Consider the following 26,213-nt stretch of genomic DNA (forward strand, 5'->3'; position numbering starts at 1 on the left):
CGCGAGTGTTTCATTTACAACGGCTTATGCGCCGTCTCTTTTGCCTTCCACACGGCAAACAGCGTGATTAACAATGCCAGCGTGACATACAGCGACACCCACAGCGTACTGCCCATTTCTTTATAAAGCGTAGTGATGATCAACGGTGCAAATCCACCGCCAACAATACCGGCCAGCGTGTAAGCCAGTGACGATCCGGCATAACGAACGTGACTGGGAAACTGCTCGGTAACGAATGCGGCCTGCGGACCATACATGATCGCATGGATCAGCAGCCCTCCTATTACCGCCAGCACAATCAGCACCGGCTGCGTGCTGTCTAACAACACGAAGAACACGAAAGACCAGACGATGGCCAACACAGCCCCCGTGATGTAAACCGGGCGGCGTCCCCATTTATCTGATAACGCACCGAACATCGGGACGGTAATAGCATTCCCTATTGCGCCCAACATCGTGGCCATCAATGCTAGCGGACGTGGCAGCTGCAATACGGTTGTGACATACGTCAGGGTAAACACCACCACCAGCGCGTAGAGCACATCGGAACCGATACGCGATCCACCCGCAATCAGCAGCTGTTTCGGATAGTTGACGAACACTTCTTTCAGTGGCGTATGCGTCGTTTTTTCCGCAGCCTGCATCGCGACGAAGGTCGGTGTCTCTTCCACGCCACGACGCAGCCACAATCCAAATAGCACCAGCAACAGACTCAGCAGGAATGGAATGCGCCAGCCCCATGCCTGAAACTGATCGCCGCTCATCATCACCGTCACCAGGGTGATAAAACCGGTGCCAATCAAGGTTCCGCAGGAAGGCCCCACCTGTGCAAAAGATGCATTACGCCCACGCTTATCAGCATCACCGTGCTCCATCGACAGTAAAACGGCACCCGCCCATTCGCCGCCCAGCGCAATGCCCTGCACAAATCGCAGCGCCACTAACAACACCGGACTCCAGATGCCCCACACGGCATAACCGGGCAGCAAGCCCATTAATGCGGTGGTGACGCCCATGATCACCAGCGTAATGATCAGCACCGCTTTGCGCCCAGCGACATCGCCCAAATGACCAAATACAAAACCGCCCAGCGGACGAGAAATGTAGCCTACCGCATAGGTTGAAAATGCCAGAATGGTGCCGACCAGTGGATCAAAGCTCGGGAAGAACACATGGTTAAACACCAGCGCGGCCATGATGTTGTAAACGGTAAAGTCATACCACTCCAGCGCAGTGCCGATAGAACTGGCGGCGGCCAGACGACCAGTTTTTGAAGCGGTGCGCTCATCACGCAACGCCTGCTGTAATGAAGAGTCTGTATTAGCCATGTGCCATCTCCTGTTTCGTTAACTGCCAGCTAAAGGCATAGCGTTGAACATCGCCCATCATCAGTTCCGCTGCCTGTGCGGCCAGCTGGTCACAGCTTGATGCGTTACTGCAGTGAATCAGCAGCATGGGCAGCATTTGACGCTGTTCTTTGCTCTCCATCGGCAACGGAGAACTGAGCACAACATCCGGGGTGAGTAAACTGGAGGCAACATAGCCCGGCGTAGGGCTAATTTGCTGCTGCCACGCAGTCAACACGCTGGCATCCAGCGCTTTCAGCGTCACCACCGCCAGCTGGCTGCCGGTCCCTTTGCCATGCTTATGGGTGATCGCGCTGACCCGGCGCATTGGATTAACCATCTTTTGCAGATTTTTCACTGACCATTCGGTCTGGCGAGTGAAGGCCGCGTGATAATCCGCGCTGGTAAAGGCTTCCAGCGCCTCGGTTTCGTACAGACCAAGATATTTGCACTCGGCATGGATAGCCTGATAGCGCGTTCCGCTTAAGAAGCCACTGATCGCGACGCGCTCTTCTACATGTTCATGGTCGTACCATTGGTTGAAGTACGCTTCGTGTTCAGCGCCAATGTTGGTGGCGACAAACAGCATGCCATGGGATTGAGTCATCATCAGGATCTCCAGTTGAGGGCAGTTTCCACGGCGAGCGACCAGCTGATTAAGCGGGCGTCATCACCATGAACAGAAGCAAGGCTTAGGCCAACCGGCGCACACCCGGTTTGATGGCAGGGTAAAGAGAGCGCACAGCCGTCCAGCATGTTGATCACGCTGGTGTTGCGGAGCATCAAAGCATTGACCTCCATGTACTGCTGCGCATCGTCCAGAGAAGCGATGGTCGGCGCGATACGTGGAACGGTGGGCATCAGTAAGGCGTCGAAGTCTGACAGCGCGCTCTTGATGCGGTGCTGCCACGCTTTCCGCTGTTGATGAAGTTCACTGGCATCTTGCTCCGTCAGCAAGCTGCCACGCTGCACACGCACTAACACTTGAGGATCGTAAGCTTCAGGTTGCGCCAGTGCGGATTGTTGATGCCACTGCCATGCCTCGTAGGCAGTAATGCCGCCACGCGCATTCATACTGTTCAATTCATTCAGCTCTTCAAGTGGCAGTGCAATGAGGGTGGCCCCCGCCTGTTCCAGCACCGCGATAGCGTGTTTCCAGGCCAGCGCAACGTCTTCGTCGAGTCCATCCAGTACACGGGTCTGCGGGATGGCGAAACGCGCATTGCACAACTCAAGCTGCTGAAGTTCCAGCGGCTGTTCTGCGATAACGCTGTCCAGCAGCCAGCAGCTGCGCACGTCATGGGCAATCACGCCGATACTGTCGAGTGAAGCAGAGAGCGGCAGCGTACCCACCTGATTGATGCGATTCGCCGTTGGTTTGAAGCCGGTCAAGCCGCACAGCGCAGCAGGAATGCGCACCGAGCCACCCGTATCAGTGCCGATAGCGCCCAGGCACATGCTGTCTGCCACGGCGACAGCCGCACCAGAAGAAGAACCGCCCGGAATGCGTTTGTCTTCGCGACGCCACGGATTAGCCGGTGTGCCGTAATGCGGATTGATACCCAGCCCGGAAAAGGCAAATTCGGTCATGTTGGTTTTACCGACAATCGCCGCTCCAGCCTGATGTAAGCGATCGACCACGCGGGCATTCGCTGCTGCCGGTTCTGCATTCAGGAGCAAATGTGAACCCGCCGTGGTTGGCTCGCCTTGCACATCAAACAGATCTTTGATGCTGACAGGCAGCCCATCAATAGCACTGAAGGCTTGCTGGGTTTGCCAGCGCGCACTCGCTGCTGTTGACTGTTGAGCGGCCTGGGTGGCATAGCGGGTGGTGAAAACAAGATCCCCCTCTTTTGACGGATCCTGCGCTGCGCGCAATGCCGATTCAGTAAAAGCTTCAGGAGACGCATTACCTGCCTGAAGCTGCTGACTTGCCTGCCAGAGTGTGGTCATTAGCATGCTCCTTAAGCGACCACTGGCAGCGCGCCAGTGCAGTAAGCGTGTTCCAGCGTGCGGTTCAATCGTGGATCGTGCAGTGCCATACGGAATTCACTGGAGGGACGAATACCGCCAATCGCACCCAGGGTGCCGCAGGACATCGCCATCCCTTCTTTAGCCGGGCTGCCTTTCAGATAGCGGGACAGCAGATCTTGTGGTGTCAGTAATGAGGCCAGCGTGCCCTGCTGATAAACCACCCATTCGCCCTGCTCTTTTATCCACGAGGTCAGCTCCAGCGCATCCCAGTGCTCAACCACCTCGCTCATGCGCCAGGCTTTGCTGGCAACCGGTTTAATACAGGCCTGTTTGGAGAGGGCAACGCTGAAGGTTTCCAGATAACGATCGGTGTGATCTGAAGTGAGGGAGACCCACCACTCGCCCCGATGGAAAAAAACAAAGGGTTCGGCTTCCCCGGAGGTTTCATTGCCGACCACTTCCAGCAGTGGCTGTTGGCTCAGTTGATTGGTCGCGACGCGGTAAAACAACGGTACTGCACCGGGAGCGGGCACGCCCAGCGCCTCAAGCTCCCTGATATGGTGCAACACCGCATCACTATCGCGTCCGGCCCAACCCGCAATAATGAAATGGGAAACCTCGACATCGAGCGTGCTAGCGGCTTCATCGCCGGTTGTGAACTGAAGGTGCATGTGATGATCTCCATTTGAAAAATCACTGTGAAATTTCACTGTGTTTTCAAACTAGCGATTTTCATGCCAGATTTTTGTGTAATATGTCTCATTGGCAAAAAAAGGAACGTCGTGATGAGTGAGTCAGTTACTGAAAATGTGAACCCAGCCAGCCGGGAAAAGAGCCTCTCTTTGAATGAACAGGCTTATCTGGCGTTCAGGCACAAGCTCATCACGCTTCGCTACAAACCGGGGGAGTATTTAAATACCGCTCAGGTGATGGACGATTTGGCAATGGGCCGAACACCGATCAATCAAGCGATTCATCGGCTGGCCACCGAGGGGCTGTTGCAGATCATCCCGCGCAAAGGCGTAATGGTGGCGCCTTTGTCGATAGATGATGCACTGGAGTTAATTGAGGTGCGATTGGTCAATGAAACCCTGTGTGTCGAACTAGCCAGTCAGAAAGTCATTGATTCACACATTCAACAGCTGCGCGAACTGAACCAGCAAATCGCCAGAGCGAGCGAATCACGTAGCCGCGAAGAAATGATGTTGCTGGATCGCGAATTTCATCAGGTGCTGGCGGATATCGCCGGAAACAGTCGGCTGTCAGATATTCTGAGTGTGATTCATGCGCAGGCACAGCGCTTTTGGGCGACAACGTTGTCCAATGTTGTCCATATGGATGAGGTCATTGCGGAGCATAATGAGATTATTAACGCGCTGGAGTCCGGTGACACGCAACGAGCGGCCGATGCCGCCCGAGCTCATATTTTCTCGTTTAAGCGTGCCCTGCTCTCGACCTGATTTCTCCGGAAATTTCCCTCATGACCAGGCGTTAAGCGCTTGTGTTGGCAAGGCACCCAGCAACCGACTCGCGGTCACTGCGCGATTCAATCTTGCTGCCGAATCTAGCGGCGACTTGAAATTTTTCTGCTGTAAAAGCGCTTTTTCTTTTTACCATGTACAATGGCATAAATTGAAAATGCCAGGACTAAACATAATATAAAAACCAAAACCAGTTGTGACATGACCTGCCTTATTATTGTTTACAGACAATACCTTTCGCAATATAGATCAGTGCTCGCTCAGAGAATGAACTCCTGATATGCAAACGCCTTTTGCAGTATGAAAAGTTGTTTTTTATCGTTGAATAACTTCTGTTCATCAGTGATGCAATATCCGCAATCTCGACACCCAATGATTTCATGTAGATGATTTGCATACTTTGCAACGATAGCCTGACGGCTCTACTTTCATGCAATATCACCGCACTCATGATGTAGCACAGTAGCGCATTGGCTGATGATCTCAGTGAAACAAAGTGAATACGGGAATAGATCTCGTAATTGTCTTTATCCTGCGTCAGCACAAAAATAAATGTGCGCTCGCCATATCTTTTTCGTAATACGAAAACATCATTCATTCTTGCCTCCAGAGACATCGAGCAGGCATTGACGATGATGATGGTACTGTCAGTGGGTTGCTGTGGAAATCTCTCACGCATCATGGCTGAAATACCGGCTACGGTATATTGGCAATCTGAATACAGCACGAGCGAAGTCGTTCCCAGATTAAGTACCCTGGCGTTAGTCAGTGGCATACGAATACTCACGCAATGTTGCAATGAATTAGGTTTTTTCTGATTTACATTGGACTTAAGTCTCAAAAAAATCATACACCTTTCATATCCTGCCGCGCAGGGTTATTTCATTTCGCTTGCGTGTTCTTAGCGGAATACTTACGCACCAGCAATGAGATATGCCGATTAGGGTTAATTTATTCAAATAATTGGGGTTTGATAGAGAAATAATCTTCGATAAATTTGAATGTGATGCATTTGGCACGCCGTTCTTAATGAACTTTACGTGCCAATCTAAAATGGAGTCTGCTAGGTCAGGGTTGCGCTGCTAACCGCAGCGCAACCCTTTACTTCACGCTCATCAGCCTATCATCCGCCCCGGCTTCACGCGGAGCCGACGGATTGATATCGCAATTACGCGGCAGCAATGCCGTAATAATGCCGGCCACCACCAGCGATCCCGCCAGCCAGCACACCGCCACACTCTGCCCATACAGCATCGTCATCATGCCGACCAGATACGGTCCGCAGAACCCACCCAGATTACCCAGCCCGTTGATCACGCCACGCGCACCACCCGCCACTTCTGGCGAGGCGATACGGCCGGGAATCGACCAGAACGGGCTGGTTGCCGCTTTCAGGAAGAAACCGCACACCACCAGCGCAATGTAAGATGCGACGATATTGCTGTGCAGCACCACCGAAGCCAGCAGCGCGGCGGCGAAACAGAGCAGGGAAACCATCACCCACAAACGGCGTTTTCCAGTGCGGTCGCTGAGCCACGAAATCGCATAAATACCCAGGATAGTGGCCACAAACGGGATTGCCGCTAATAAGCCGACCCCCGCCATATTTGTGCCGGTAAGATTTTTCAGGATACTCGGCAGCCACAGCGTGTAGCCGTAATCGCCGGTCTGATAGAAGAAGTTCAGTGCCACCAGTTTCATCAAGCCAGAATGACGGAAAACCGCTTTCAATGGCGCTTTGTTCGCTGGCGCAGCGCTGCGATGGGCGGCGCGCTCGCGGGCCAGTTCCCGTAACAGATACGCTTTCTCACGGGCAGGGAGCCAGCGCGCTTCTTCCGGACGATCGGCGATCACCAGCCACCACACCAGCAACACCGCTGCAGAGAGCAAGCCTTCAATTATAAACAGCCAGCGCCAGTCGAGCACATTGATGATGTATCCGGAAATCGGCGCAGTAAACATGCCACCCAGCGGCGCGAACATCATCACGAAGGCATTGGCGCGTCCGAGTTCTTTTTCAGGGAACCAGTTACTGACCATGGTAAGGACCACCGGCAGCATGCCGCCTTCGGAGATACCCAGCACAAAGCGCAGCGCCAGCAGTTGGTAGTGGTTAGTGACAAAACCGGTGGCGATAGAGACTACCATCCACGCGATCAGTGACCAGGCGATGAAGCGTTTACCGCTGCCATTCACCGCGATTCGTCCGCCCGGTACCTGTAAGAACAGATAACCAATAAAGAAGATGCCGCTGACCATACCGGCCATCTGACTGGTGATCGCCAGATCCTGATCCATGCCGCCTGGCAGCGCGAAGCTGATGTTCACGCGGTCCATAAACGAGATGATGCAGGTAATTAAAATCGGGGCAATAACGCGATACCAACGTGTTCCGGGGATTTTCTCGTGCATAACGCCCTCTCTCTTTGCGCAACCATGCTTAAGCTCAATGGCTCCTTATTAAAGAGAGTTTGGTAATAATAATTGCGATCCTAATCACTGGGATGAATGTTAAGAAACTGTGTTACTTACGGCGTGATCGCAGGGGCACAATTCACCGGTTTTAGAGCCATCAAGCGCAGCCATACGATTTTTAGCGGGATGATTGATTCGGATTGGTGGCTGAAACAGCAGGTGTAACCTGATGCCGTAACATGACATGCAACAAGGTCGCCATTAATGGTGAAATGCTGGTTAGATTGAACATGGATAAACGGCCAGAGCAAAAGCAATCACCTCCCCTGCCCAGTTTAATGGCAGGGGAAATCATCCCCGCACCGCATCCCTCACTTGATATTTCAATCATCAAACTATCAGCAGGCTCTCTACTGCATCGTATTCATCTTGCTCGTTATCAAGCCGAGCAATTCAATCCAGGGAGAGGGAATGCCCACTGGCGATTCAGCGAGTTTGCTGAATGATGCTGATATCTATGGTGCCGTTCCAGACCTGGCCGTGAGAATTGGGGTGCTGATAGTCTCTGCAAAATGACTTAAAGTATTTTTATTGACACCACTCATCGTTAATCATGATCGACGCTTATGAGAAATACGAATAGCGGTGATAAATCAGCAGCGGCGTTTTCACATCCGCCGATGAGCGCTCACTCAACGGCTGTTCAAATATCGCCAGGCACTGCTCAATTTCGCGCCGCATATCATGCCCCAGCACCATATCCATCGTCCCCTGCTCAAGCAGCAACCGACACGATTCACTCAGTTCGTGTCCGGTAAAAATCACCTGCTCCTGCACACCAAACGCTTCCAGCGCTCTGGCGACACCTTCATTCCCTCCCGCCGTGTTGTAAATTCCGGCCAGCGGTTTCCCCTCTTCCAGCCACTTTTTCACGCTGTGCCAGGCCGTTTCCGCTTCGTCGTTGATATTGACGCGGTCGCGGATCGTCAGCCACGGAAATGATTCGCGTAGCACGCGGCGAAAGCCGATTTCGCGCTCCTCCTGGGTGCGATAAGTCGAACTGCAAATCAATAAAATATTGCCTGGTTGCTGCGGCGGCAGCATGCGGCCCATAAACCAACCGGCGGTCGCTCCAGAGGCGATTTGGTCGATACCGACATAAGCGGTTCGGCGGGAATTCGGTAGATCGCTGGTCAGGCAAATGACCTGCACACCATCGTCAATGGCGGCTTTCACCGCGCGATTAATTTTCACATCGTCACGGCATACCAGAATAATGCCGCTGGCTTCGCTGGCGCGGCGGGTGATCAATTGGCTGAAACGGTCGGCGTTAAACTGGACACTCGGCAAGGTATCCATACTGATTTGCAATTGCGGGCGATCCGCCATCACCACGCGCGCCTGGCGCTCAAGCTGACCGCCAAAACTGCTACCCGATTCGCAGATGATCGCCACGCGCTGAACACCGGCACTGCGGCTCTCCCCCTCCGACTGCAGACCTAGCCGCGCCATGGCAGAGTCCACTTTCTTGCGCGTCACGTCGCGCACGCCTTCACGTCCATTAAGAACTCGATCCACCGTGGCCGGACTGACACCCGCTTCCTGCGCGATATCCTTAATGGAGGGTGATTTCCAGTTGTGCAGTGCCATGACGGTTCCTGATGTTATCCACCTCGTGATGGCAACAATACCCTGATAAGTCTAAAGAAATCAAATCGATATAACATACTGTATTGACTTCATTAGTTTTGTTTTGAGGTGATAAACCTCAAATTTATATGTGATCGACCTCATCCTTTCACCCTACGTTTTGGGCTTTGTTTTGACTTAACCGCACGCTAAGTCGATTAATAGCGCCATCACCTGTCGCCCTTAATAGGAAAGAAAAATGCTAAAAGTTGCTCTCTTAAGTGCTGGCCGTATTGGACAAATTCATGCCGGGAATATCGCCGCCCACCCGCAGTGCAGTCTGGCGTATGTGATGGATGTTTACGCCCCTGCCGCCAATGCGCTGGCCGAGAAATACGGCGCTCAAGTGGCGGACCTCGACACCATACTGGCGGACAGCTCGATTGACTTGGTGGCGATTTGCAGCGCCACTAACACCAACGCAGATTTGATTGAAGCCGCCGCCCGCGCTAAAAAAGCCATCTTCTGTGAAAAACCGGTAGACCTGAGCCTGGAACGCGTGCAGAGCTGTTTAGCCACAGTGCGCGAAGCGGGCGTGCCGCTGATGGTGGGATTCAACCGTCGCTTTGACCCAAGCATGGCGCACCTGCAGGCGTGTCTGCGTGATGGCGAGATTGGTGAAACCGAGCTGGTGACCATTAGCTCGCGTGACCCAGGCGCACCGCCTGCCGAGTACGTTAAAGTCTCTGGCGGCCTGTTCCGTGATATGACGATTCATGATTTCGACATGGCGCGCTGGTTGTTAAATGAAGAGCCGGTATCGGTGTTTGCCAGCGCAGCTGCACTGGTGGATCCTGAGATTAAAGCACTGGGCGATGTGGATACCGCAGTGGTAACCCTGACCTGCGCCAGCGGCAAGATGGCGGTGATCACTAATAGCCGTCGTGCCAGCTATGGTTACGATCAGCGTATTGAAGTACACGGTAGCGAAGGGATGTTACAGGTGACGAATCAGCTGGAGTCACAATTAGTGAAATCCGTTGCCAATGGCGTGGTGGCGCAGAAGCCGCAGCACTTCTTCCTGCAGCGTTATGCCGAAGCTTATCGCAATGAACTCGCGACCTTGATCGAAGCGCTGGTCAAAGGTGAAGGACATTATCCCAGCGGTAATGATGGATTGCAGGCGTTACTGCTGGCGGATGCCGCGCTGGAGTCATTGAAAACCGGCAAGCCGGTAGCGCCGCAGTCGTTGCTGTAAAGCGGTGCCGATAACGGGCGATCCCGGGTTCGCCCCCTTCAACGGCTCCCAATAGGGATGGATGCGTCATTCAAAGTCCACCGGAGCTAAAGCAACCCGTCTGGAACGCAACCTGGACAGCAGCATCCCTTGTGTTGTCCATTGAAGCCGGCGTTAAACAGCAAAAACGCATTATGCGTCAGGGCGTCCTTTAAGACGCCCTGACTTTAATTAACGCTGGGGATGATTCTCTTCGAGCGGACGCAGATCAAACAGTAATACTTCGGCATCATCACCTTTGCTGAACTGCAGTGCCGTTTCGTTACGCACGCGCGCACCGTCACCTTGTTTGAATTTTACGCCGTTCACTTCGATGCTGCCGCGTGCCACATGAATATAGGCATAGCGATCGGTATCCAGCGCGAAAGTCTGCTGCTCTTCACCGTCAAAGAATCCTGCATAAATGCGAATATCCTGACGTACGCTCAAGCTGCCCTCTTCCCCTTCTGGCGAGATAATCAAACGCAACTGGCCGCGTTTCTCACGCTCTGGCACGGAAATCTGCTGGTAACCCGGCTGAGTGTTGCGCTCGCCTGGAACAATCCAGATCTGCAGGAAGTGCACGTTATCGCTTTTCGAGTGGTTGAACTCGCTGTGCGTGACGCCGCTGCCCGCGCTCATTAACTGCACATCACCCGGGACGATCACCGAACCGGTGCCCATCGAATCTTTGTGCTCCAGCGCCCCTTCCAGCACATAGGAGATGATCTCCATATTATTGTGCGGATGCGCACCAAAGCCACGTCCCGGAGCAACACGATCATCGTTGATAACCAGCAAATCGGAGAAGCCCGTTTGTTTTGGATCCCAATAGTTGGCGAAAGAAAAAGTGTGATGCGAATTCAGCCAACCGTGGTCACCCACGCCGCGTTGTTCTGACAGACGTTGTTCAATCATGGTTTGCTCCTCAAATATGCTGTGGTAGGCGTTTGCCCTTCCGAATTAGGATCAGTATACGTAAACTGATTTGCTCAACAATGCGCTAACCTGACAATGACTGTCACCAATAAGTGGACAATATGCAGATAGAAGATCTTCGGATTTATGTCGCTGTAATCCAGGCCGGCAACTTTACCGCCGCCGCCGAGCAACTGATGCTGTCGAAGCAGTACGTTAGCCGTCGTATTGCTGCACTGGAAGAATCCCTCGGCGCACGCCTTTTGAATCGCAACACACGCAAGCTATCGGTCACCGACAACGGTCAGGTGTTTGCCCAGCACGCGCAACGCATTCTTGACGATGTGCAGGAAGCCGAACTGGCGGTGTCCGGGCGGCGCCAGGTGTTGCAAGGCAGCTTCCGACTCAGCGTGCCGATGTCGTTTGGTATCAGCCATTTGTCGCCCTATATCGCCGAATTCCTTAGCCAGCATCCCGGATTGCAGTTTCAGGTGGAGTTGGCGGACCGCTATGTCGATATGGTCGGTGAAGGCTTCGATATGGCGATCCGTATTGGCACCCTGCCCGACTCCAGCCTGATCGCCAAACGCCTCGGCGTATTTCGCCGCGTGATTTGCGGCAGCCCGTCATACATTCAGGGCGCGGGCGCACCACGTGAACCGGAGGATCTGCTCAATCACGCCTGTTTACGCTATGGACGTGAAAGCCAGACTGGTTGGGAACTGTTTAACGGCGACAAGCGCAAGGTGATGGCAGTGCAGGGCCCAATGGTGAGCAATAACGGTGAGATGTTACGTGATGCGGCGGTGGCCGGATTAGGCTTGATTCTGCTGCCGGAGTTTATTGTGGCACCAGCCTTAGCCAGCGGTGAGCTGATGACGGTGCTGGATGAGTGGCAGCCTTCCTCACTCAACCTGAACGCGCTCTATCCACAGCATCGACAGCGCAGCGAAGTGAACAGAGTTTTTATGGCGTTTCTGCAGGAAAAGTTGGCAGGATGAAGCAGCTTTAACCCCAACCTGCTGAAAAGCACAATGACGTGATGTTAAAGAGGGCACCCTGCTTATGGCCTAAGCACCTCTGCGGCTGCCGGGCTATCCGCAGCGCAGAGGCTTTTACGTTGAGCCAGGAGCCCGTCGCAGGGATGCGACTGTCAGTTCGGGTTGGCCAGGACGGCCTTACCCGGACGATCCGTCGGCACGACGTGGAAGCCGATGGCACCGCGTCAGCGGCGCGAGGACGGTCCGGTAGCCGCAGAGGGGCTACGGGCCCACGTTCAAGCCTACATAGAATGGCCGTTAAACCCCGCCCTCATGCGCAAACGTAATCGACTTTCTCCGTGCATCGCGCACGGCGACACCGTGGATCAGCAAACCCAACACCGCCAGAATCGCACCGACCCAACCCGTAGACTGCCAGCCAAGGCCCGCTGAGATGGTCACGCCACCCAGCCATGCGCCGAGCGCATTCGCCAGGTTAAACGCGGAGTGATTCAACGCCGCCGCCATGGTTTGCGCATCGCCCGCGACATCCATCAAACGGATCTGCAGCACGCTCGCCAGTGCCACCATGGTGCCGACTAGCATCACATTCAGTGAACCGGCAAACGCATAGTGCGCGGTGAACACAAAGGCGCTCAGCACCAACACCGACCAGATCAGCACCATACGAATGGTTTTCTCCAGCCCGCGATCAGCCAGACGCCCCCCCACTACGTTACCGATGATCATGCCGAGGCCAAACAGCGCCAGCACCGCCGGGATCCAACTCACCGGCATCTGCGCCAGCTCGGTCAGCGTGGGTTTAACGTAGCTGAACACGGAGAACAGGCCACCGCTGCCGATCGCGCCAATCGCCAGCGTCAGCAGTACCTGTTTACGCGTCAGCGCCGACAGCTCTCGCAGCGGACTGGCCGTTTTATCACCGGCCACGTTCGGCACCCATAGGCCCACCAGTACCATGGTCAACAGCGCTAACACGCCAACAATCGCGAACGCTTCACGCCAGCCAAAAACCTGCCCAATGGCTGTCACGGCGGGCACGCCGAGCAAATTCGCGATGGTTAATCCAAACAGCACCATCGACACCGCCTGGGCACGCTTTTTGCGCTCCACCAGTCCGGCCGCCACCAGCGCCGCCACGCCAAAGAAAGTGCCATGTGGGAAACCAGCGAGGAAACGAGCCAGCAGCATTGAGTAGTAGCCCGGCGCCACTGAACTAAACAAGTTACCCGCAGCAAACAGGCCCATCAGCGTCATCAGGAAATTACGACGAGAGGCACGCGCGCCGAGCACAGCCAGCAGCGGTGCGCCGATCACGACACCCAGCGCGTAGATACTGATCAGGTGGCCCGCGGTGGGAATGGAAACATTGAGACCGGTGGCAGCATCGGGCAGCAGGCCCATAATGACGAATTCGCCGGTACCAATGGCAAAGCCACCGGTGCCGAGCGCAAACAGCGCTTTCAGCACACTGGCGCGCGGCAGCGATGCCTGCTCCGGCAGCTGATTAAGTTGAGGTTGTGCAGATGACATGGTTTTCCAGTAACGCAGGTGAAGAATCCAATCACAATCGTGGCGGCATTGAAGGCCACCATCGTTGAGACTGAAAGGATTTAGCTGCTTATGATAACTGATTTGGATGAGAATTCGATGGCAGAGAATTATGTGGCCGCTAATTAATTGTCAATCAGCCGCTCTGCGCCCATCACGGCGCAAAGCAAGGGCGTCTTTACTGACATCGCTGCAGAGTGACGATGTTCCTTAAGCGATCTGTCGCGCCAGCAGCGCCGCTCCGATCATCCCACCGTTATGTGCAAATGCCCCTGGCACCACCAACGGATACAGAGTGCTGCGCAGCACATAACGCTGCACTTCCTCATTTAACGCTTCCATCAGCGGCTTAACTGAAGCCAATCCTCCGCCCACCGCCACCCGCGAAGCGCCGGTGATGTTAATGGTGTAGGCCAGCGGCTGGCTAACAAGTTGTAGCCAAACCTGAAGGGTGCGTTTTGCCTTGTTTTCCTGCTGTTGCCAGCCGGTGATAATGTCGATGCTGCTCGCATTGACGTTATGCAACGTGCGATGGAGATTCTCCAGACCGCGTGCGCCGCCGTAGCTATCGAGACAGCCTTTTTGACCGCAGGGACAAGGCTGACGCGGCAAGCGTATTGTCTCGCCTTCAATGTCCACTTCAGTCAGCGTAATCGGACCATGGCCCCACTCACCCGTCAGGCCATTTTGCCCGGTGATGATTCGCCCATCCGCCACCAAACCGCCGCCCACACCGGAACCAAGGATGGCACCAAACACCACTTTATGCCCTTTGCCGACGCCAGCGTGCGCTTCCGCGAAGGTGAAACAGTCGGCATCGTTATGCACGATCACGTTGCGTTGCAGTAACTCGCCCAGTGACTGGCTGAGATTACGTTGGTGAAAAGCCGGAATATTGCTGGCAAACATCTCTCCGGTATCGGGTGCAACGATGCCTGCGGTTGAAATTGCCAGCGGTGAATCCGTGCTGAAATGCTGCTGATGTTGCTCAATCAGGCGGCCGATCAGCGCGGTAAACGCTGCCCAGCTGTCGGCGGGAATTTTTTGCTGATCGAGGAGCGTCAGCTGCTGCTGCACATCCATCACGCCCAGTTTGACAAAGGAACCGCCCAGATCGAGGCAAATCACTGTCGGGGTTGTACTCATAAACGTTTATCCATCACATCGCGCAGGCCGTCACCCAGCACATTAAAGCCGAGCACGGTAATCAAAATCGCCAGACCGGGAAACAGCGACACGTAAATATTCAGCCCAAGGAAATTGCGACCATCACTCATCATGGTGCCCCACTCCGGCATCGGCGGTTGCACGCCTAACCCTAGAAAGGACAGACTCGCCGCCGACAGCACCACTGCGCCCGCTGTCAGCGTCGATTGCACAATCAGCGGACCAATGGCGTTGCGCAGAATGTAATGGGTAATGATGCGCGGGTAGCGCACACCCAGCATGTGTGCCGCTTCGATGTACTCCATGTTCTTCAGGCCCAGCGTTAAATTGCGGCTGAGACGCGCATATACCGGAATCGAGAACAGCGAAATCGCGATTAACATATTCGCCAGGCCTTCACCCAGTACGCTGACAATCAGGATGGCTAACACAATGCCCGGAAAGGCAAAGATGATGTCCATCACCCACATAATCAGCGCATCGATTTTACGCCCGGCCAGACCGGAAACGATACCGAGCGGAATGCCAATCACCATGGATAAAGCGACGCTCAGGGCGACTTCAAATAACGTGATACGCGCACCGTAGATCACACGGGAAAAAATATCTCGTCCATAGTCGTCTGTGCCAAACCAGTGCGCAGCAGACGGGGCCTGTAACGTATTCAGCAGATCCTGCTCGATCGGATCCCAATGGGTCAGCAGCGGTGCCAGCGCTGCCGCCAGTACCACCAACAGCACTAACCCGCCGCCCATCGTGATCGACGGATTGTTCAGCAGGAAACGCAGAAGCTGGCGACCGCGCGACTGCGCAGGCACTAAAGCGGAATCAAGGCTGTGCATCAGTCGAACCTTATTTTTGGATTGAGCAGGCCAATCAATATTTCACCCAACAGATTCATCAGTACCACGCCCGTGACGGCGACCAGCGTAACCCCCTGAATGACCGGGTAATCGCGGTATTTCACCGAGTCCACCAGCAGGCGACCAATTCCGGGCCAGTTAAACACCGATTCCGTCACGACTGCGCCACCAATCAGGCTGCCAAAGTTGAGCGCAACGATGGTGACAATCGGGATCAAGGCGTTGCGCAGCGCATGTTTCCAGTGGATATTCGCCGACGATAATCCTTTGGCTTTGGCCGTGCGAATGTAGTCCTGACTCAGCACATCCAGCATGCTGGACCGCGTCATACGGGCGATCATCGCCATCGGTAAAATCGCCAGCGTGACGGTAGGCATCACGTAGTTTTTCCATGAGTCCGCGCCCAACAGCGGCAGCCAGCCGAGTTCCACCGCAAAGTAGTTCATCGCCAGCAGCGCCAGCCAGAAGTTGGCTATCGACGCGCCCGCAATGGTCAGCACCATCACGATTTGATCGGGAATCCGCTGGCGATAAATCGCCCCAGTCATACCCGCAGGTACGCCGATGGCAATCGCCAGCAGATACGCCAGCGCCGCCAGCGATAAGGTGTAAGGCAAGCGCTCACTGATTTCGGTGATCACCGGACGTTGCGACTGCAAAGAGTCACCCAAATTGCCGTGCAACGCTTCAGTGGCAAACTTGACATATTGCAGCGGTAGCGGCTGATCCAACCCCAGCCGGATGCGCATGTTATCCACCGCTTCCTGCGGTGCTTCCGGTCCCGCCATCAGGCGCGCCGGATCGCCCGGCAGCGCGCGGATGGCGATGAATACGATGATCGAGACACCGAAAATAATCAGCGGCAGCGAGAGCACCTTTTTCGCAACGTACGCTTTCATCAATCAGTTCTTCACTGCATCACGAACCACAATCTGTCCGCCTGGCTGCATGGTGACGCCACTGATGTTTTTGCGCGAGGCATAGAGATCATCCTGATAGAACAACAGCACCTGCGGCGCCAGCCCGCTGATCTGTTTCTGTGCCTGGAAGTAGAGATCTTTGCGTTTCGCATCGTCGAGCGTGGAAGCGGCGGTATCGATCAGGTCATCAGTTTGCTTATCGCTAAAGAAGCCGAGGTTCGCGCCGCCCGGTGCAAAGCTGGCGCTGTGATACAGCGGGCGCAGTTGCAAATCGGAACCGTATAAACCGGAGGACCACGACGCCAGCACCGCATCGGTGCCCTGCTGGGCTTTCTCTTTGGCATCCGCGAAGGCGGCTTTGGTCCAGACGCCGCTTTCCATCTGGCGCACATTCAACTTCACGCCGATTTTAGCCCATAGCCCCTGCAACACCTGCGCGGTGCGCGCATCCGGTGCCTGCACAGCAATTGACATGCTAAAGCCATCCGGGTAGCCCGCCGCTTTCAGCAAGTCTTTGGCTTTCTGCACATCGTAAGGGTAATCCTTCAGGTTCTTATCGTAGTTGGCATCGACGGGTGCCAGTGAAGAGTTAGCCGGCTGCGCATAGCCAAACATGATGGCTTTCACCAGCGCCTGCTGGTCGGTAGCAAAGTTCAGCGCCTGACGCACACGTACGTCGCTCAACGCTTTGCTTTGCGTATTGAAATCCACCCAGAACACGGCCGCCCCCGGCGACTGTTTGAGATTCACGTTGGCATTGTTTTTCAACATACCGGCGAATTGCGGCGGTACCGGATTAATAATATCGACCTGGCCGGATTGCAGCGCCATATTCATCACGGAAGGCTCGCTGCTCCACGTCCATTTAATTTCATCAGGGCCGTTTGATTTACCCCAATAATCACTGTTCTTTTTCTCCAGCACATATTCGCCAGATTTATATTGTTCCAGCTTATATGGCCCGGTGCCGTCCGCCTTATTATTGATGCTGCCCGCTTTATCTGCGGTAGGGCTGACCATTAATCCGGGTCCCGATGCCAGCACGGTTAAAAATGCCGGATTGATTTTTTTCAGCTCAAACTCAACCGTTAAATCATCGGTTTTCTTCACATCCTGAATAAAGGTGCGGACTTTACCGCTGCCCGCCAGGCCGCGTTTGGTATCCAAATGGCGCTGGAAGTTTTCCACTACCGCATCGGCATTAAACGGCGTGCCGTCGTGGAATTTCACATTGGGGCGAAGCTTGAATGTCCAGTGTAATCCGCTGCTATCCGCACTCCAGGAGAGCGCCAGCGCGGGGATAATCTTGCCATCATCACCCAGACGCGTCAGGCCTTCATACATGGGATCGAGCACCGTGCCGGTAAAGGTAGCGGTCTGGTTGCCCGGATCCATGCTGCGTGGCGGTTCGTTTTGCATAATCACCAGCTGGCTGGCCATTGCCGCCGAGCTTGCCAGTGACGCCATGATACAACCGGCCAGCGTCAGTACCTTTAAATGCTTGAATGTGCTTTGCATGAAGGCCCTCAATGAATCATTGAAATGTTCGGTGAAATAACAACGCTATATAAGGCACACTCTCTGAACAAAAGCCAATACGTAAGTTCATATATTTTACTTATACTTAGATCTGCGTTCAGAAAATTAACTAAATATCGTTGAATTTGTTTTCCAGCCTCATTATTGTCAGGTCATATCGCTAATGCAGTGAGAACCAACATGCTCAATGCCCACCAGCAGCAAATTTTGCGTCTGCTTATTGCCTCGCACGGCATGAGCCGTACTGCGATTGCGGAAAATATGAAGTTGAGCAAAGCCGCGATTAGCCCACTGGTCAAAGAGATGCTGAATGCCGGATTGCTGGAAGAGAGCCTGGCGGAATCCAGCGGCCAGGGTCGCCCATCGGTATTATTAAAAATGCGTGCTGACAGCGCCTATTTTCTCGGCGCTTCGCTGCTCGGCGAGCACGTCGTTTTAGTGCTGATTGATATGCATGGATTGGTGCTGGCGAGCACGCACATGCCGCTCAATCCTGATCCCCAACAGCTGAGTGCGACGCTGGCGGCAGCGATTCCCGATTTGATTGCGCAGAAAGGCATTTCAGCCGATCAATTGATTGGCCTGGGCGTTACGCTCTCCGGATTTGTCGATGAAAATCAGGCGATTTGCGTACAATCAGCGCTGCTGGGCTGGAAGAATGTCCCGCTGGCCGACATGCTCAAACAGCAAACCGGCCTTGATGTCTCGCTGGAGAACGATGCCAAAGCGCTGGCCGTCAGCGAGAAGATCTTCGGCGTGGCGAAAAAAGCGCGCAACTTCACGCTGATTTCACACGGCGACGGCATTGGTTCCGCACACTTCTTCCAGGGCCAACTGCATCGCGGCGCACACGGTGGGGCCGGTGAAATCGCCCACTGCACCATCGAACCCGGCGGACGACCTTGCCGATGCGGCAAACGCGGCTGTCTGGATACTCTCGCCTCGCTGACCGCGATTCGCGAGAGCATGCGCGATAAAGCGCTGGAGAGCCAAACCATCGCCGAACTGGAAGCGCTGGCGGTGAAAGGCAACAGTGCCGCCATCGCCATTCTTCATCAGGCTGGCCACGCGCTGGGCCTCTCGATCGCCAACATTATTCAGATGAACGATCCCGAATTGATCGTCATCGCACATCAACCCGATGCTTTTGACGGCTTACTGAAAACCGTGGTGATGCAATCCATTGATAGCCACGTGTTGCCATCGATCATGGGCAAAACCCCGATTTCCAGCATCGTGATCAGCGAACAGAGCTGGGCGCGCGCCGCGGCAAGCGTGGCGGCATATCGATTCATCATTCAATTACCTGACTAGCGGAGGCTGTATGCGCATTGCTTTTGGTGGCATTCATACGGAGTGCAGTACATATAACCCGGTGCTGAACTATGCCGACGACTTCCGCATCGTGCGCGGTAACGATCTGCTGACCAACCCCTACTTTGCTTTTCTGCAGGATTACGATGCAGAGTTTTTACCGACCTTCCACGCGCGCGCCATCGCCGGTGGTCCGGTGGCGCGCGTGACTTATGATGACTTCAAGCAGGATTTTCTCACCCGTCTGCAAGCCCAGCTGCCGGTGGATGGCGTGTATCTCGCGATGCACGGCGCAGTGTATGTCGAAGGCATGGAGGATGCCGAGGGTGACTGGATCACTGCCACGCGCGATCTGGTTGGCCCGGACTGCCCAATTACCGTGAGTTACGATCTGCACGGCAACGTCACACAGCGCATCATTGATGCCATCGACATGTTTTCGACTTACCGAACGGCACCCCACATTGATGTGGAAGAGACCATGCGGCGCTCGGTATCGATGCTGGTGAAAAGCCTGCAAACCGGCGTGAAACCGGGTGTGGTGTGGGCACCGATTCCGGTGGTATTACCGGGCGAGCGGACCAGCACCGAAGATGAACCGGCAAAAAGTTTGTATGCGCGTCTGCCGGGCATTAATGACATCGACCACATCTGGGACGCGTCACTGATGGTCGGCTATGTCTGGGCCGATGAACCGCGTGCAACGGCGGCGGCGATCATGACCGGTACCGATGCTGACGTGCTGTCCGAACAGGCAGCAAAACTGGCGCTGGCCTACTGGCAGGCGCGTGATGAGTTTGTCTTTGGCTGCGTGACAGGCAGCACCGAAGCGTGCGTTAAAATGGCGATAGCCAGTGAAACTGCACCGGTGATTTTGGCCGACTCAGGCGATAACCCAACCGGTGGCGGCGTGGGCGATCGCGCCAATCTGCTGGCAGAGTTGATTCGCCAGGGCGCACAGGATGTGATCGTCGCCGGGATAACGGATAAACCAGCCACCGATGCCGCCTTCGTCGCAGGCGTTGGGGCGAAACTCACACTCACGATCGGTGCCACGCTCGATCCCGCGGGTGGCAAAGTCACCGCAGAATTTGAAGTGCTGCTGGTGAGTGATGATGCGCGTTCGCTGGCTAAACAGGCGCTGCTCAAAACCGGCGGCATTACGGTGGTGGTCGCCGATCGTCGTCGCCCTTATCACAACATCGCTGATTTTGAATTGCTGGGGCTTCATCCTGCACAGGCAAAAATTGTGGTGGTGAAGTCGGGTTATCTGTCACCGGAGCTGGCACCGCTTGCCAACCCTAACCTGATGGCGCTATCCGAAGGCGTGGTGGATCAATATGTCGAACGTCTGGCGCGCAAACGCAAACTGCAGCCCGCCTATCCTTTCGACACGGACTTTGAATTTCTGCCGGTCAGCACCCGTTCGGCTCGCTTTGTGGCGGCCAAATGAGTCGCGAGCCGGTTCTGCAGGTGGAAAACCTCACCGTTGCGTTTCGTCACGACGAACAGTGGCGTGAAGTGGTGAAGAACGTTTCGATGACCATCAATGCCGGTGAAACGCTGGCGATTGTGGGTGAATCGGGCTCGGGCAAAAGCGTGACCTCAATGGCGATCATGCGTTTGCTGAATATGCGCCATGCACGTGTGACAGGCAAAGTGCTGCTCAACGGTGTGAACCTGTTGAATCTGAGCGAAAAAGCGATGCGCGATATTCGTGGCAACGCGGTTGCAATGATTTTTCAGGAGCCGATGACCAGTCTGAACCCTTCGTTTACCATTGGTCACCAAATCGCTGAAGTGCTCATCAATCACCGCCATATCAGCAAACGTGCGGCGCGCGAAGAGACAGTGAAGCTGCTGGAGAAAGTGCGTATTCCCAACGCGGCAAAACGTTTTGATGATTATCCGCATCATTTTTCGGGCGGCATGCGCCAGCGTGTGATGATCGCCATGGCGCTGGCGTTGCGGCCAAAACTGCTCATTGCCGATGAGCCGACGACGGCGTTGGATGTCACCATTCAGGGTCAAATCCTCGACCTGATTAAGACATTGCAGGAAGAAGATGGCACCGCTGTATTGTTCATCACCCACGATATGGGCGTAGTGGCAGAGGTCTCGGATCGCACGTTAGTGATGTATCAGGGCGATGTGATGGAAACCGGCACCACGGCAGATATTTTCTCGGCACCTGCCGCGGATTATACCCGCACATTAATTGCTACCGTGCCGCAGCTCGGCGCGATGCGAGGGCTCGCCGGGCCACTGAAGTTCGCGATGAAAGGTGATGAAGTGGCATTACCACCGGAGCGCCCTGGCGCCACACAGCCGCTGCTGTCGGTGAAAAACCTCAGCACCCGGTTCAGCATCCACGAAGGTTTGTTAAGCCGCAAAACCGGCGCGGTACATGCGGTGGAGAATATCTCATTCGATCTGATGCCCGGCGAAACCTTGTCGCTGGTCGGCGAATCCGGCTGTGGCAAATCCACGACCGGTCGATCACTCACCCGGCTGGTCAAAGCCGATGCGGGCGAGGTCTCTTTTGATGGTTATGACGTGCTGAATCTCTCCACCAGCGAACTGCGTCAATTACGTCGGGCGATGCAGATGATATTTCAGGACCCGTTCGCCAGCCTTAATCCGAGGATGTCGATTCTCGAAGCCTTGACTGAGCCTTATTTGCAACATCGGCTTGGCAGCAAACAGGCTGCGCAGGAGAAGGCGGCGGGCTTGATGGAACGTGTGGGCCTGTCAGCCGCCATGATGAAACGCTATCCACATGAGTTTTCCGGCGGCCAGCGTCAGCGTATCTGCATCGCGCGTGCGTTGATGCTCGATCCCAAAATGATCATCGCCGATGAGTCCGTCTCTGCGCTGGATGTCACCGTGAAGGCTCAGATTATTAATCTGCTGTTGGATCTGCAAACCAGCCTCGGGCTGTCGTATCTGTTTATTTCGCATGATATGGCGGTGGTAGAACGCATTAGCCATCGCGTGGCGGTAATGCTGCTGGGCGAGATTGTTGAAATCGGTCCACGCGCGGCTATCTTTGAGAATCCGCAACATGACTATACGCGCAAGCTATTGTCATCCGTCCCGGTTCCCGATCCGGCGCGACGCCACCTTAAGCGACATATGGAAGTCAGCGAACTCAAAAGCCCGGTGCGCGCACTGGGATTTGTACCAGAAACACGGCGCTATCGCGAGGTGAGCGCCGGGCATTGGGTGATGGAGAGTTAAAGATATCGTAATAAACGCGCCGGGTTGCCGGCGTAAACGCCCTTCTGCGTGATGTCTTTCGTCACCACGCTGCCCGCGCCGATCACCACACCATCGCAGATGTTGACCGCCAAAATGCTCGCGCCACTGCCGATTGAAACGTTATTACCGAGCGTGATGCGCGCCCAGCTTTCTCGGTCGGCATTGGGTTCGCCATCACGGAACATATCGTTGGCGAACATCACGCCATGACCAATAAAACAGTTTTCACCTACGCTGACGTATTCACAGATAAAAGTGTGTGATTGCACCTTTGTGCCACGTCCAATTACCGTATGGGCCTGAATTTCGACAAACGGGCCGATGAAGACATCGTCTTGTAAGGTACATCCATAAACATTCGCAGGCTGGTAAATTGTGACGTTACTGCCGATTTCAACGTTCTTGACTGCGACTTCGCGAAGGTTTGGCATCATTTTAGCTCCATTTATTTTGTGTTAAAGATGCTCATCCGGGATGTGTTTTTAATAATGTGACTGAATCTCCTTACATGTCCTAACAACATATATGCTCGGTTTTGGAAACTGTAAAGCTAACAAGTCGAATATTAAAAATCGAGACGAGTATAGCTTTAAATCAGTATTAAGTCTCGTTACAAAAAAAACCAGTAACAACATGATTTGAATAGAAATTATTTTGATATCTTGCCTATTTAAATATTGCACATTGCTCATCGGATGATAAAATCATCTCGAATTTTTTACCGGCTTGTCGCTAAATCTGTATAAAAGGTGTAATTTCTGTCATCTATAATCGAAGTTAATTTCTTGATTGGGAGTCTGTATGTTTAAATTTGACATGCATATAGAGCAGAATTACGCCTCATTCTTTGATCCTGAGAGCGGCAACGCCGTCTTTGTCGATTCATTTGATAATGAAGTGTTTGATGTCCGGATGGGAACGCTAAGCTACAGCGCCCATGTTGCAACCGTTCATGCACTCTCAAATGAAGAGCTCAATCGCAAACTGAGCGAGGTTGCTGCGCAGCATTATGACCATAACGGAACAACAACTCCTGGATTTGGAAGCTGATATCAATGACGTCCTCGCTGAAGACTGCGCCAGAATTCATTTTACTTTCCATGCAGCATTTGAACGACTAAACGATCCTCGTAATAAACCATCCATCACATTGCATGAGCTGGATAACGTATTTCAGACATTCATTCAAACACACCTCTCTACGATAATTGATTATGATGAGGGCACGCGGTTTGTATTAAAGTGCAATAAAACAAATTTACATTTTCCGTGTGCAATCACCCATGATAGACAAGTCGGTAAGTTATGGGTGGTACAAAATGTCATTACGGTAATGCGTAAAAAGGATTTTAAATCGCCCGATAATTTTCTTGTTATAAACTGAGTGTATTATGGCGACACCGTGCTCTTGCGCATAATGTTCAACTCAACCAGGGACAGACGATGACGCAACTGAATCAATATGGTCAGCCAGTAGGTTTTGCTCTGCCAGATTGGCAGCCGCTAGCCTCGCCACCTGCTGTTCCGCTTAATGGCCGCTTCTGCACGCTTGAACCGCTAAATATTGCTCACAGCGCCGCCTTGTTCGATGCCTTCTCAAACGCACCTGACGATCGGGACTGGACCTGGCTGGGCGCAACAAAACCCGCTTCGCTAACCGAGATGGAGAAGTGGGTCAGCGGAAAGTGCCAGGATGGCGCGCTGGTGAGTTATGCGGTGCTCGACCATCGCACTCAGCAAGCCGTGGGTGCCGTTTGTTTTGCCAATATTGAGGAGCAGAACGGTGCGATTGAGATTGGCCATGTCACCTGGTCACCACTGATGCAGCGCAACGTGCTGGGCAGTGAAGCGATCTACTTGTTACTGCAACAGGCATTTGAGCTGGGTTATCGCCGGGTTGCCTGGCGTTGTGACTCGACTAACCTTGCCTCACGTCGGGCAGCGGAACGTCTTGGCTTCACCTATGAAGGGCGTTTCCGTCAGGCAATGACGCGCAAACAGCGCAATCGCGATACCGACTGGCTGTCGATCATTGATGGCGAATGGCCGCAGGTGAAGCATGCGATATCGGCCTGGCTGGCGGCGGATAATATGGATGAGCACGGGCGGGAGCAGCAAAAGATGAGCGTATTTTTCGCCGGTTAAATCCAGACAAATCACCTACCGCAGCCCAGACGTCAGGAACGGTACTCTGGCAGATGGCAAGTCAGGATTTCTGTTGTTTCATCGTCAAACAAGGGCAGGAATGGGCCTTGCCCGCGCATTCTTGCCCTCATTTCATCAACACCTGAAACTGCGGATTAAACTCATCAAAAATCGGCAACGCCGCCGCTCCCAACGCAGCGGTATCACTGCCGGTTAAGCCGGTTTTCAGGCGTGAGCCGGTGAGATAGCGCCCGCGCACCGACTGATAGAGCGGTGGTAAGCGCTGAATGATCTTATCCAGTAGCGCCGCAGGCATCATGCCGCCGATGATCACGCTCTCCGCATCGAAAATGCACTCCAGCATATTGATGGCCTGGCGCAGCGGTGTTAGCACCGTATCAATCCATCGGTCAAACACGGCGGGATCGACGTCCAGCAGATCGTCCGGCAACGCGGTCATCGGGTCCAGCCCACAGAATTCATAGGCAGCCTGCAGTGATACATAGCGTTCGAGGCAACCGTGATTGCCGCAATAGCATTCACGTCCCCCCGGTTCCACCACCACATGCCCGATTTCACCAGCATTGTGCGCATGACCGCTGTACACATGGCCATCCATGATGATGCCAGCGCCTAATCCCGTACCGATGTAGAGATAAATAAACGAGTTGAGATGGCGCGCAACGCCGTGGAAACGCTCCCCAATCGCCGCCACCGTGGCATCGTTCTCCAGCGTAACCGGCACGCCGCTCATTTCGGCCAGTCTTGCTTCGATATCGACCGACTCCCAGCCGTGTAAGGTTGTGGGCCCCACCGAGGAAATCCCCTCAACGCCAAACGGACCCGGCATCACTACGCCGATCCCCAGGACTTTCTGCCAACGGGCACCGAGCTGCATTTTAATCTCTGCCAGTACCTCTGCAATGCGCGCTAAGGTGGCATCAGGTTGCGGTTTTTGCACCAGGATAAGGCGACGGAAGTGAATCTCACCGGTGAGATCCACCAGCACAATCAGCAGTGTTTGGTGATCGAGATGAATACCAATGGAGAACGCACTGGCCGGATTCAGGATCACCGGAATCGCTGGTTGCCCGCGACCCTGCTTGCGTGGTTGACGGCTGGTGAGCAGTTCGGCGGCCTCCAATTCAGCCACGATATTCGATACGGTTTGCGGGGTTAACGCAGTGAGCCGCGCCAACTCAGCCCGCGTCAATTCACCGTGCAGGCGGATCGATTCAATGATCACACGACGGTTGTGCGCGCGCGCATGCTCCAGATTGGTTCCTGATGTTTTCATCCCGCTTCCCTCTTCTCACGCCCGCGACTGCCAGCGCATCAATATCTATGATCGAAGACACAATTTACAACCTGTTTACCTGACAGCAGCAAAAATCTGTGCAGAGTAATGTCCAG

General features: G+C 54.2%; 24 protein-coding genes. 9 read left to right on the plus strand and 15 right to left on the minus strand.

The features are described from left to right. Positions 1-14 precede the first annotated feature (14 nt). The 4 genes from VI01_RS18050 to VI01_RS18065 are packed head-to-tail and all read right to left on the minus strand — an operon-like array spanning position 15 to position 3,991. Positions 15-1,328 (minus strand): MFS transporter, encoded by a 1,314-nt coding sequence (locus VI01_RS18050; protein ID WP_045816138.1) that lies wholly within the window; start codon positions 1,326-1,328, stop codon positions 15-17. Beyond that, the gene (locus VI01_RS18055) at positions 1,321-1,956 is read right to left on the minus strand and encodes a DUF4286 family protein (RefSeq protein ID WP_197079605.1); all 636 of its coding nucleotides are present in this window, start codon (positions 1,954-1,956) and stop codon (positions 1,321-1,323) included. Before VI01_RS18055 ends, VI01_RS18050 begins: the two co-directional genes overlap by 8 nt. Beyond that, positions 1,956-3,299, minus strand: coding sequence for an amidase (locus tag VI01_RS18060; protein WP_045816139.1), 1,344 nt, complete (start codon positions 3,297-3,299; stop codon positions 1,956-1,958). The genes VI01_RS18055 and VI01_RS18060 overlap by 1 nt, the downstream gene beginning before the upstream one ends. Before the next feature lie 11 nt (positions 3,300-3,310). Further along, the gene (locus VI01_RS18065) at positions 3,311-3,991 is read right to left on the minus strand and encodes a DUF2848 domain-containing protein (RefSeq protein WP_045816140.1); all 681 of its coding nucleotides are present in this window, start codon (positions 3,989-3,991) and stop codon (positions 3,311-3,313) included. Positions 3,992-4,105: 114 nt separating this feature from the next. Here VI01_RS18065 and VI01_RS18070 point away from each other — a divergent pair, with 114 nt between their 5' ends. Further along, entirely contained in the window at positions 4,106-4,780 is a 675-nt protein-coding gene (locus VI01_RS18070; RefSeq protein ID WP_045816141.1) for a GntR family transcriptional regulator, read from the plus strand. A gap of 235 nt (positions 4,781-5,015) precedes the next feature. On the opposite strand, the gene VI01_RS18075 is transcribed toward VI01_RS18070, so the two are convergent. Both VI01_RS18075 and VI01_RS18080 read right to left on the minus strand, forming a co-directional pair. Beyond that, positions 5,016-5,576, minus strand: coding sequence for a hypothetical protein (locus VI01_RS18075; protein ID WP_156149378.1), 561 nt, complete (start codon positions 5,574-5,576; stop codon positions 5,016-5,018). A 326-nt stretch (positions 5,577-5,902) separates the two neighbouring features. Next, complete coding sequence (locus VI01_RS18080; RefSeq protein WP_045816143.1) at positions 5,903-7,213, minus strand: MFS transporter; 1,311 nt, start codon at positions 7,211-7,213, stop codon at positions 5,903-5,905. 242 nt (positions 7,214-7,455) lie between these two features. Here VI01_RS18080 and VI01_RS25430 point away from each other — a divergent pair, with 242 nt between their 5' ends. Beyond that, a complete protein-coding gene (locus VI01_RS25430; protein ID WP_156149379.1) occupies positions 7,456-7,722 on the plus strand; it encodes a hypothetical protein in 267 nt (88 codons plus the stop codon). Between the two features lie 118 nt (positions 7,723-7,840). On the opposite strand, the gene VI01_RS18085 is transcribed toward VI01_RS25430, so the two are convergent. Continuing rightward, the gene (locus VI01_RS18085; protein WP_045816144.1) at positions 7,841-8,866 is read right to left on the minus strand and encodes a LacI family DNA-binding transcriptional regulator; all 1,026 of its coding nucleotides are present in this window, start codon (positions 8,864-8,866) and stop codon (positions 7,841-7,843) included. A gap of 238 nt (positions 8,867-9,104) precedes the next feature. Between VI01_RS18085 and iolG the strand changes: the two genes are divergently transcribed. After that, on the plus strand, positions 9,105-10,103 hold the full coding sequence (gene iolG, locus VI01_RS18090; RefSeq protein ID WP_045816145.1) for an inositol 2-dehydrogenase: 999 nt from the start codon (positions 9,105-9,107) through the stop codon (positions 10,101-10,103). A gap of 210 nt (positions 10,104-10,313) precedes the next feature. On the opposite strand, the gene VI01_RS18095 is transcribed toward iolG, so the two are convergent. Continuing rightward, positions 10,314-11,039 (minus strand): pirin family protein, encoded by a 726-nt coding sequence (locus tag VI01_RS18095; protein ID WP_045816146.1) that lies wholly within the window; start codon positions 11,037-11,039, stop codon positions 10,314-10,316. Positions 11,040-11,161: 122 nt separating this feature from the next. Between VI01_RS18095 and VI01_RS18100 the strand changes: the two genes are divergently transcribed. Then, entirely contained in the window at positions 11,162-12,040 is an 879-nt protein-coding gene (locus VI01_RS18100) for a LysR family transcriptional regulator (RefSeq protein WP_045816147.1), read from the plus strand. A 297-nt stretch (positions 12,041-12,337) separates the two neighbouring features. Here the strand turns inward: VI01_RS18100 and VI01_RS18105 are convergent, their stop codons facing one another. The 5 genes from VI01_RS18105 to VI01_RS18125 all read right to left on the minus strand — a co-directional run bounded on the left by VI01_RS18105 (position 12,338) and on the right by VI01_RS18125 (position 18,059). Beyond that, positions 12,338-13,573, minus strand: a complete 1,236-nt coding sequence (locus VI01_RS18105) for an MFS transporter (RefSeq protein ID WP_045816148.1) — start codon at positions 13,571-13,573, stop codon at positions 12,338-12,340. Between the two features lie 228 nt (positions 13,574-13,801). Continuing rightward, entirely contained in the window at positions 13,802-14,737 is a 936-nt protein-coding gene (locus tag VI01_RS18110) for an ROK family protein (RefSeq protein WP_045816149.1), read from the minus strand. After that, positions 14,734-15,600 (minus strand): ABC transporter permease, encoded by an 867-nt coding sequence (locus VI01_RS18115; RefSeq protein ID WP_045816150.1) that lies wholly within the window; start codon positions 15,598-15,600, stop codon positions 14,734-14,736. Before VI01_RS18115 ends, VI01_RS18110 begins: the two co-directional genes overlap by 4 nt. Beyond that, positions 15,600-16,520 (minus strand): ABC transporter permease, encoded by a 921-nt coding sequence (locus VI01_RS18120; RefSeq protein ID WP_045816151.1) that lies wholly within the window; start codon positions 16,518-16,520, stop codon positions 15,600-15,602. Before VI01_RS18120 ends, VI01_RS18115 begins: the two co-directional genes overlap by 1 nt. Positions 16,521-16,523: 3 nt before the next feature. Further along, entirely contained in the window at positions 16,524-18,059 is a 1,536-nt protein-coding gene (locus tag VI01_RS18125) for an ABC transporter substrate-binding protein (protein WP_045816152.1), read from the minus strand. Between the two features lie 201 nt (positions 18,060-18,260). On the opposite strand from VI01_RS18125, the gene VI01_RS18130 reads away from it, so the two are divergent. The 3 genes from VI01_RS18130 to VI01_RS18140 are packed head-to-tail and all read left to right on the plus strand — an operon-like array spanning position 18,261 to position 22,634. Beyond that, entirely contained in the window at positions 18,261-19,394 is a 1,134-nt protein-coding gene (locus VI01_RS18130) for an ROK family transcriptional regulator (RefSeq protein WP_045816153.1), read from the plus strand. A gap of 10 nt (positions 19,395-19,404) precedes the next feature. Continuing rightward, a complete protein-coding gene (locus VI01_RS18135; protein ID WP_045816154.1) occupies positions 19,405-20,847 on the plus strand; it encodes a M81 family metallopeptidase in 1,443 nt (480 codons plus the stop codon). Beyond that, a complete protein-coding gene (locus tag VI01_RS18140) occupies positions 20,844-22,634 on the plus strand; it encodes an ABC transporter ATP-binding protein (RefSeq protein WP_045816155.1) in 1,791 nt (596 codons plus the stop codon). Before VI01_RS18135 ends, VI01_RS18140 begins: the two co-directional genes overlap by 4 nt. Here the strand turns inward: VI01_RS18140 and VI01_RS18145 are convergent. Beyond that, complete coding sequence (locus VI01_RS18145; protein WP_045816194.1) at positions 22,631-23,086, minus strand: acyltransferase; 456 nt, start codon at positions 23,084-23,086, stop codon at positions 22,631-22,633. The two genes, VI01_RS18140 and VI01_RS18145, sit on opposite strands and share 4 nt — an antisense overlap. Positions 23,087-23,456: 370 nt before the next feature. On the opposite strand from VI01_RS18145, the gene VI01_RS25010 reads away from it, so the two are divergent. Beyond that, positions 23,457-23,705 (plus strand): hypothetical protein, encoded by a 249-nt coding sequence (locus VI01_RS25010; RefSeq protein WP_075564116.1) that lies wholly within the window; start codon positions 23,457-23,459, stop codon positions 23,703-23,705. A gap of 393 nt (positions 23,706-24,098) precedes the next feature. Beyond that, positions 24,099-24,800 carry a GNAT family N-acetyltransferase gene (locus tag VI01_RS18155; RefSeq protein ID WP_045816157.1) on the plus strand — a complete coding sequence of 234 codons (702 nt, stop codon included), beginning with the start codon at positions 24,099-24,101 and terminating at the stop codon, positions 24,798-24,800. Positions 24,801-24,927: 127 nt separating this feature from the next. Here VI01_RS18155 and VI01_RS18160 read toward each other — a convergent pair whose 3' ends face one another. Continuing rightward, positions 24,928-26,097 (minus strand): ROK family transcriptional regulator, encoded by a 1,170-nt coding sequence (locus VI01_RS18160; protein ID WP_045816158.1) that lies wholly within the window; start codon positions 26,095-26,097, stop codon positions 24,928-24,930. Positions 26,098-26,213 lie beyond the last annotated feature (116 nt).

Source organism: Pantoea sp. SM3, assembly GCF_000963995.1.
GTDB lineage: Bacteria > Pseudomonadota > Gammaproteobacteria > Enterobacterales > Enterobacteriaceae > Pantoea > Pantoea rwandensis_B.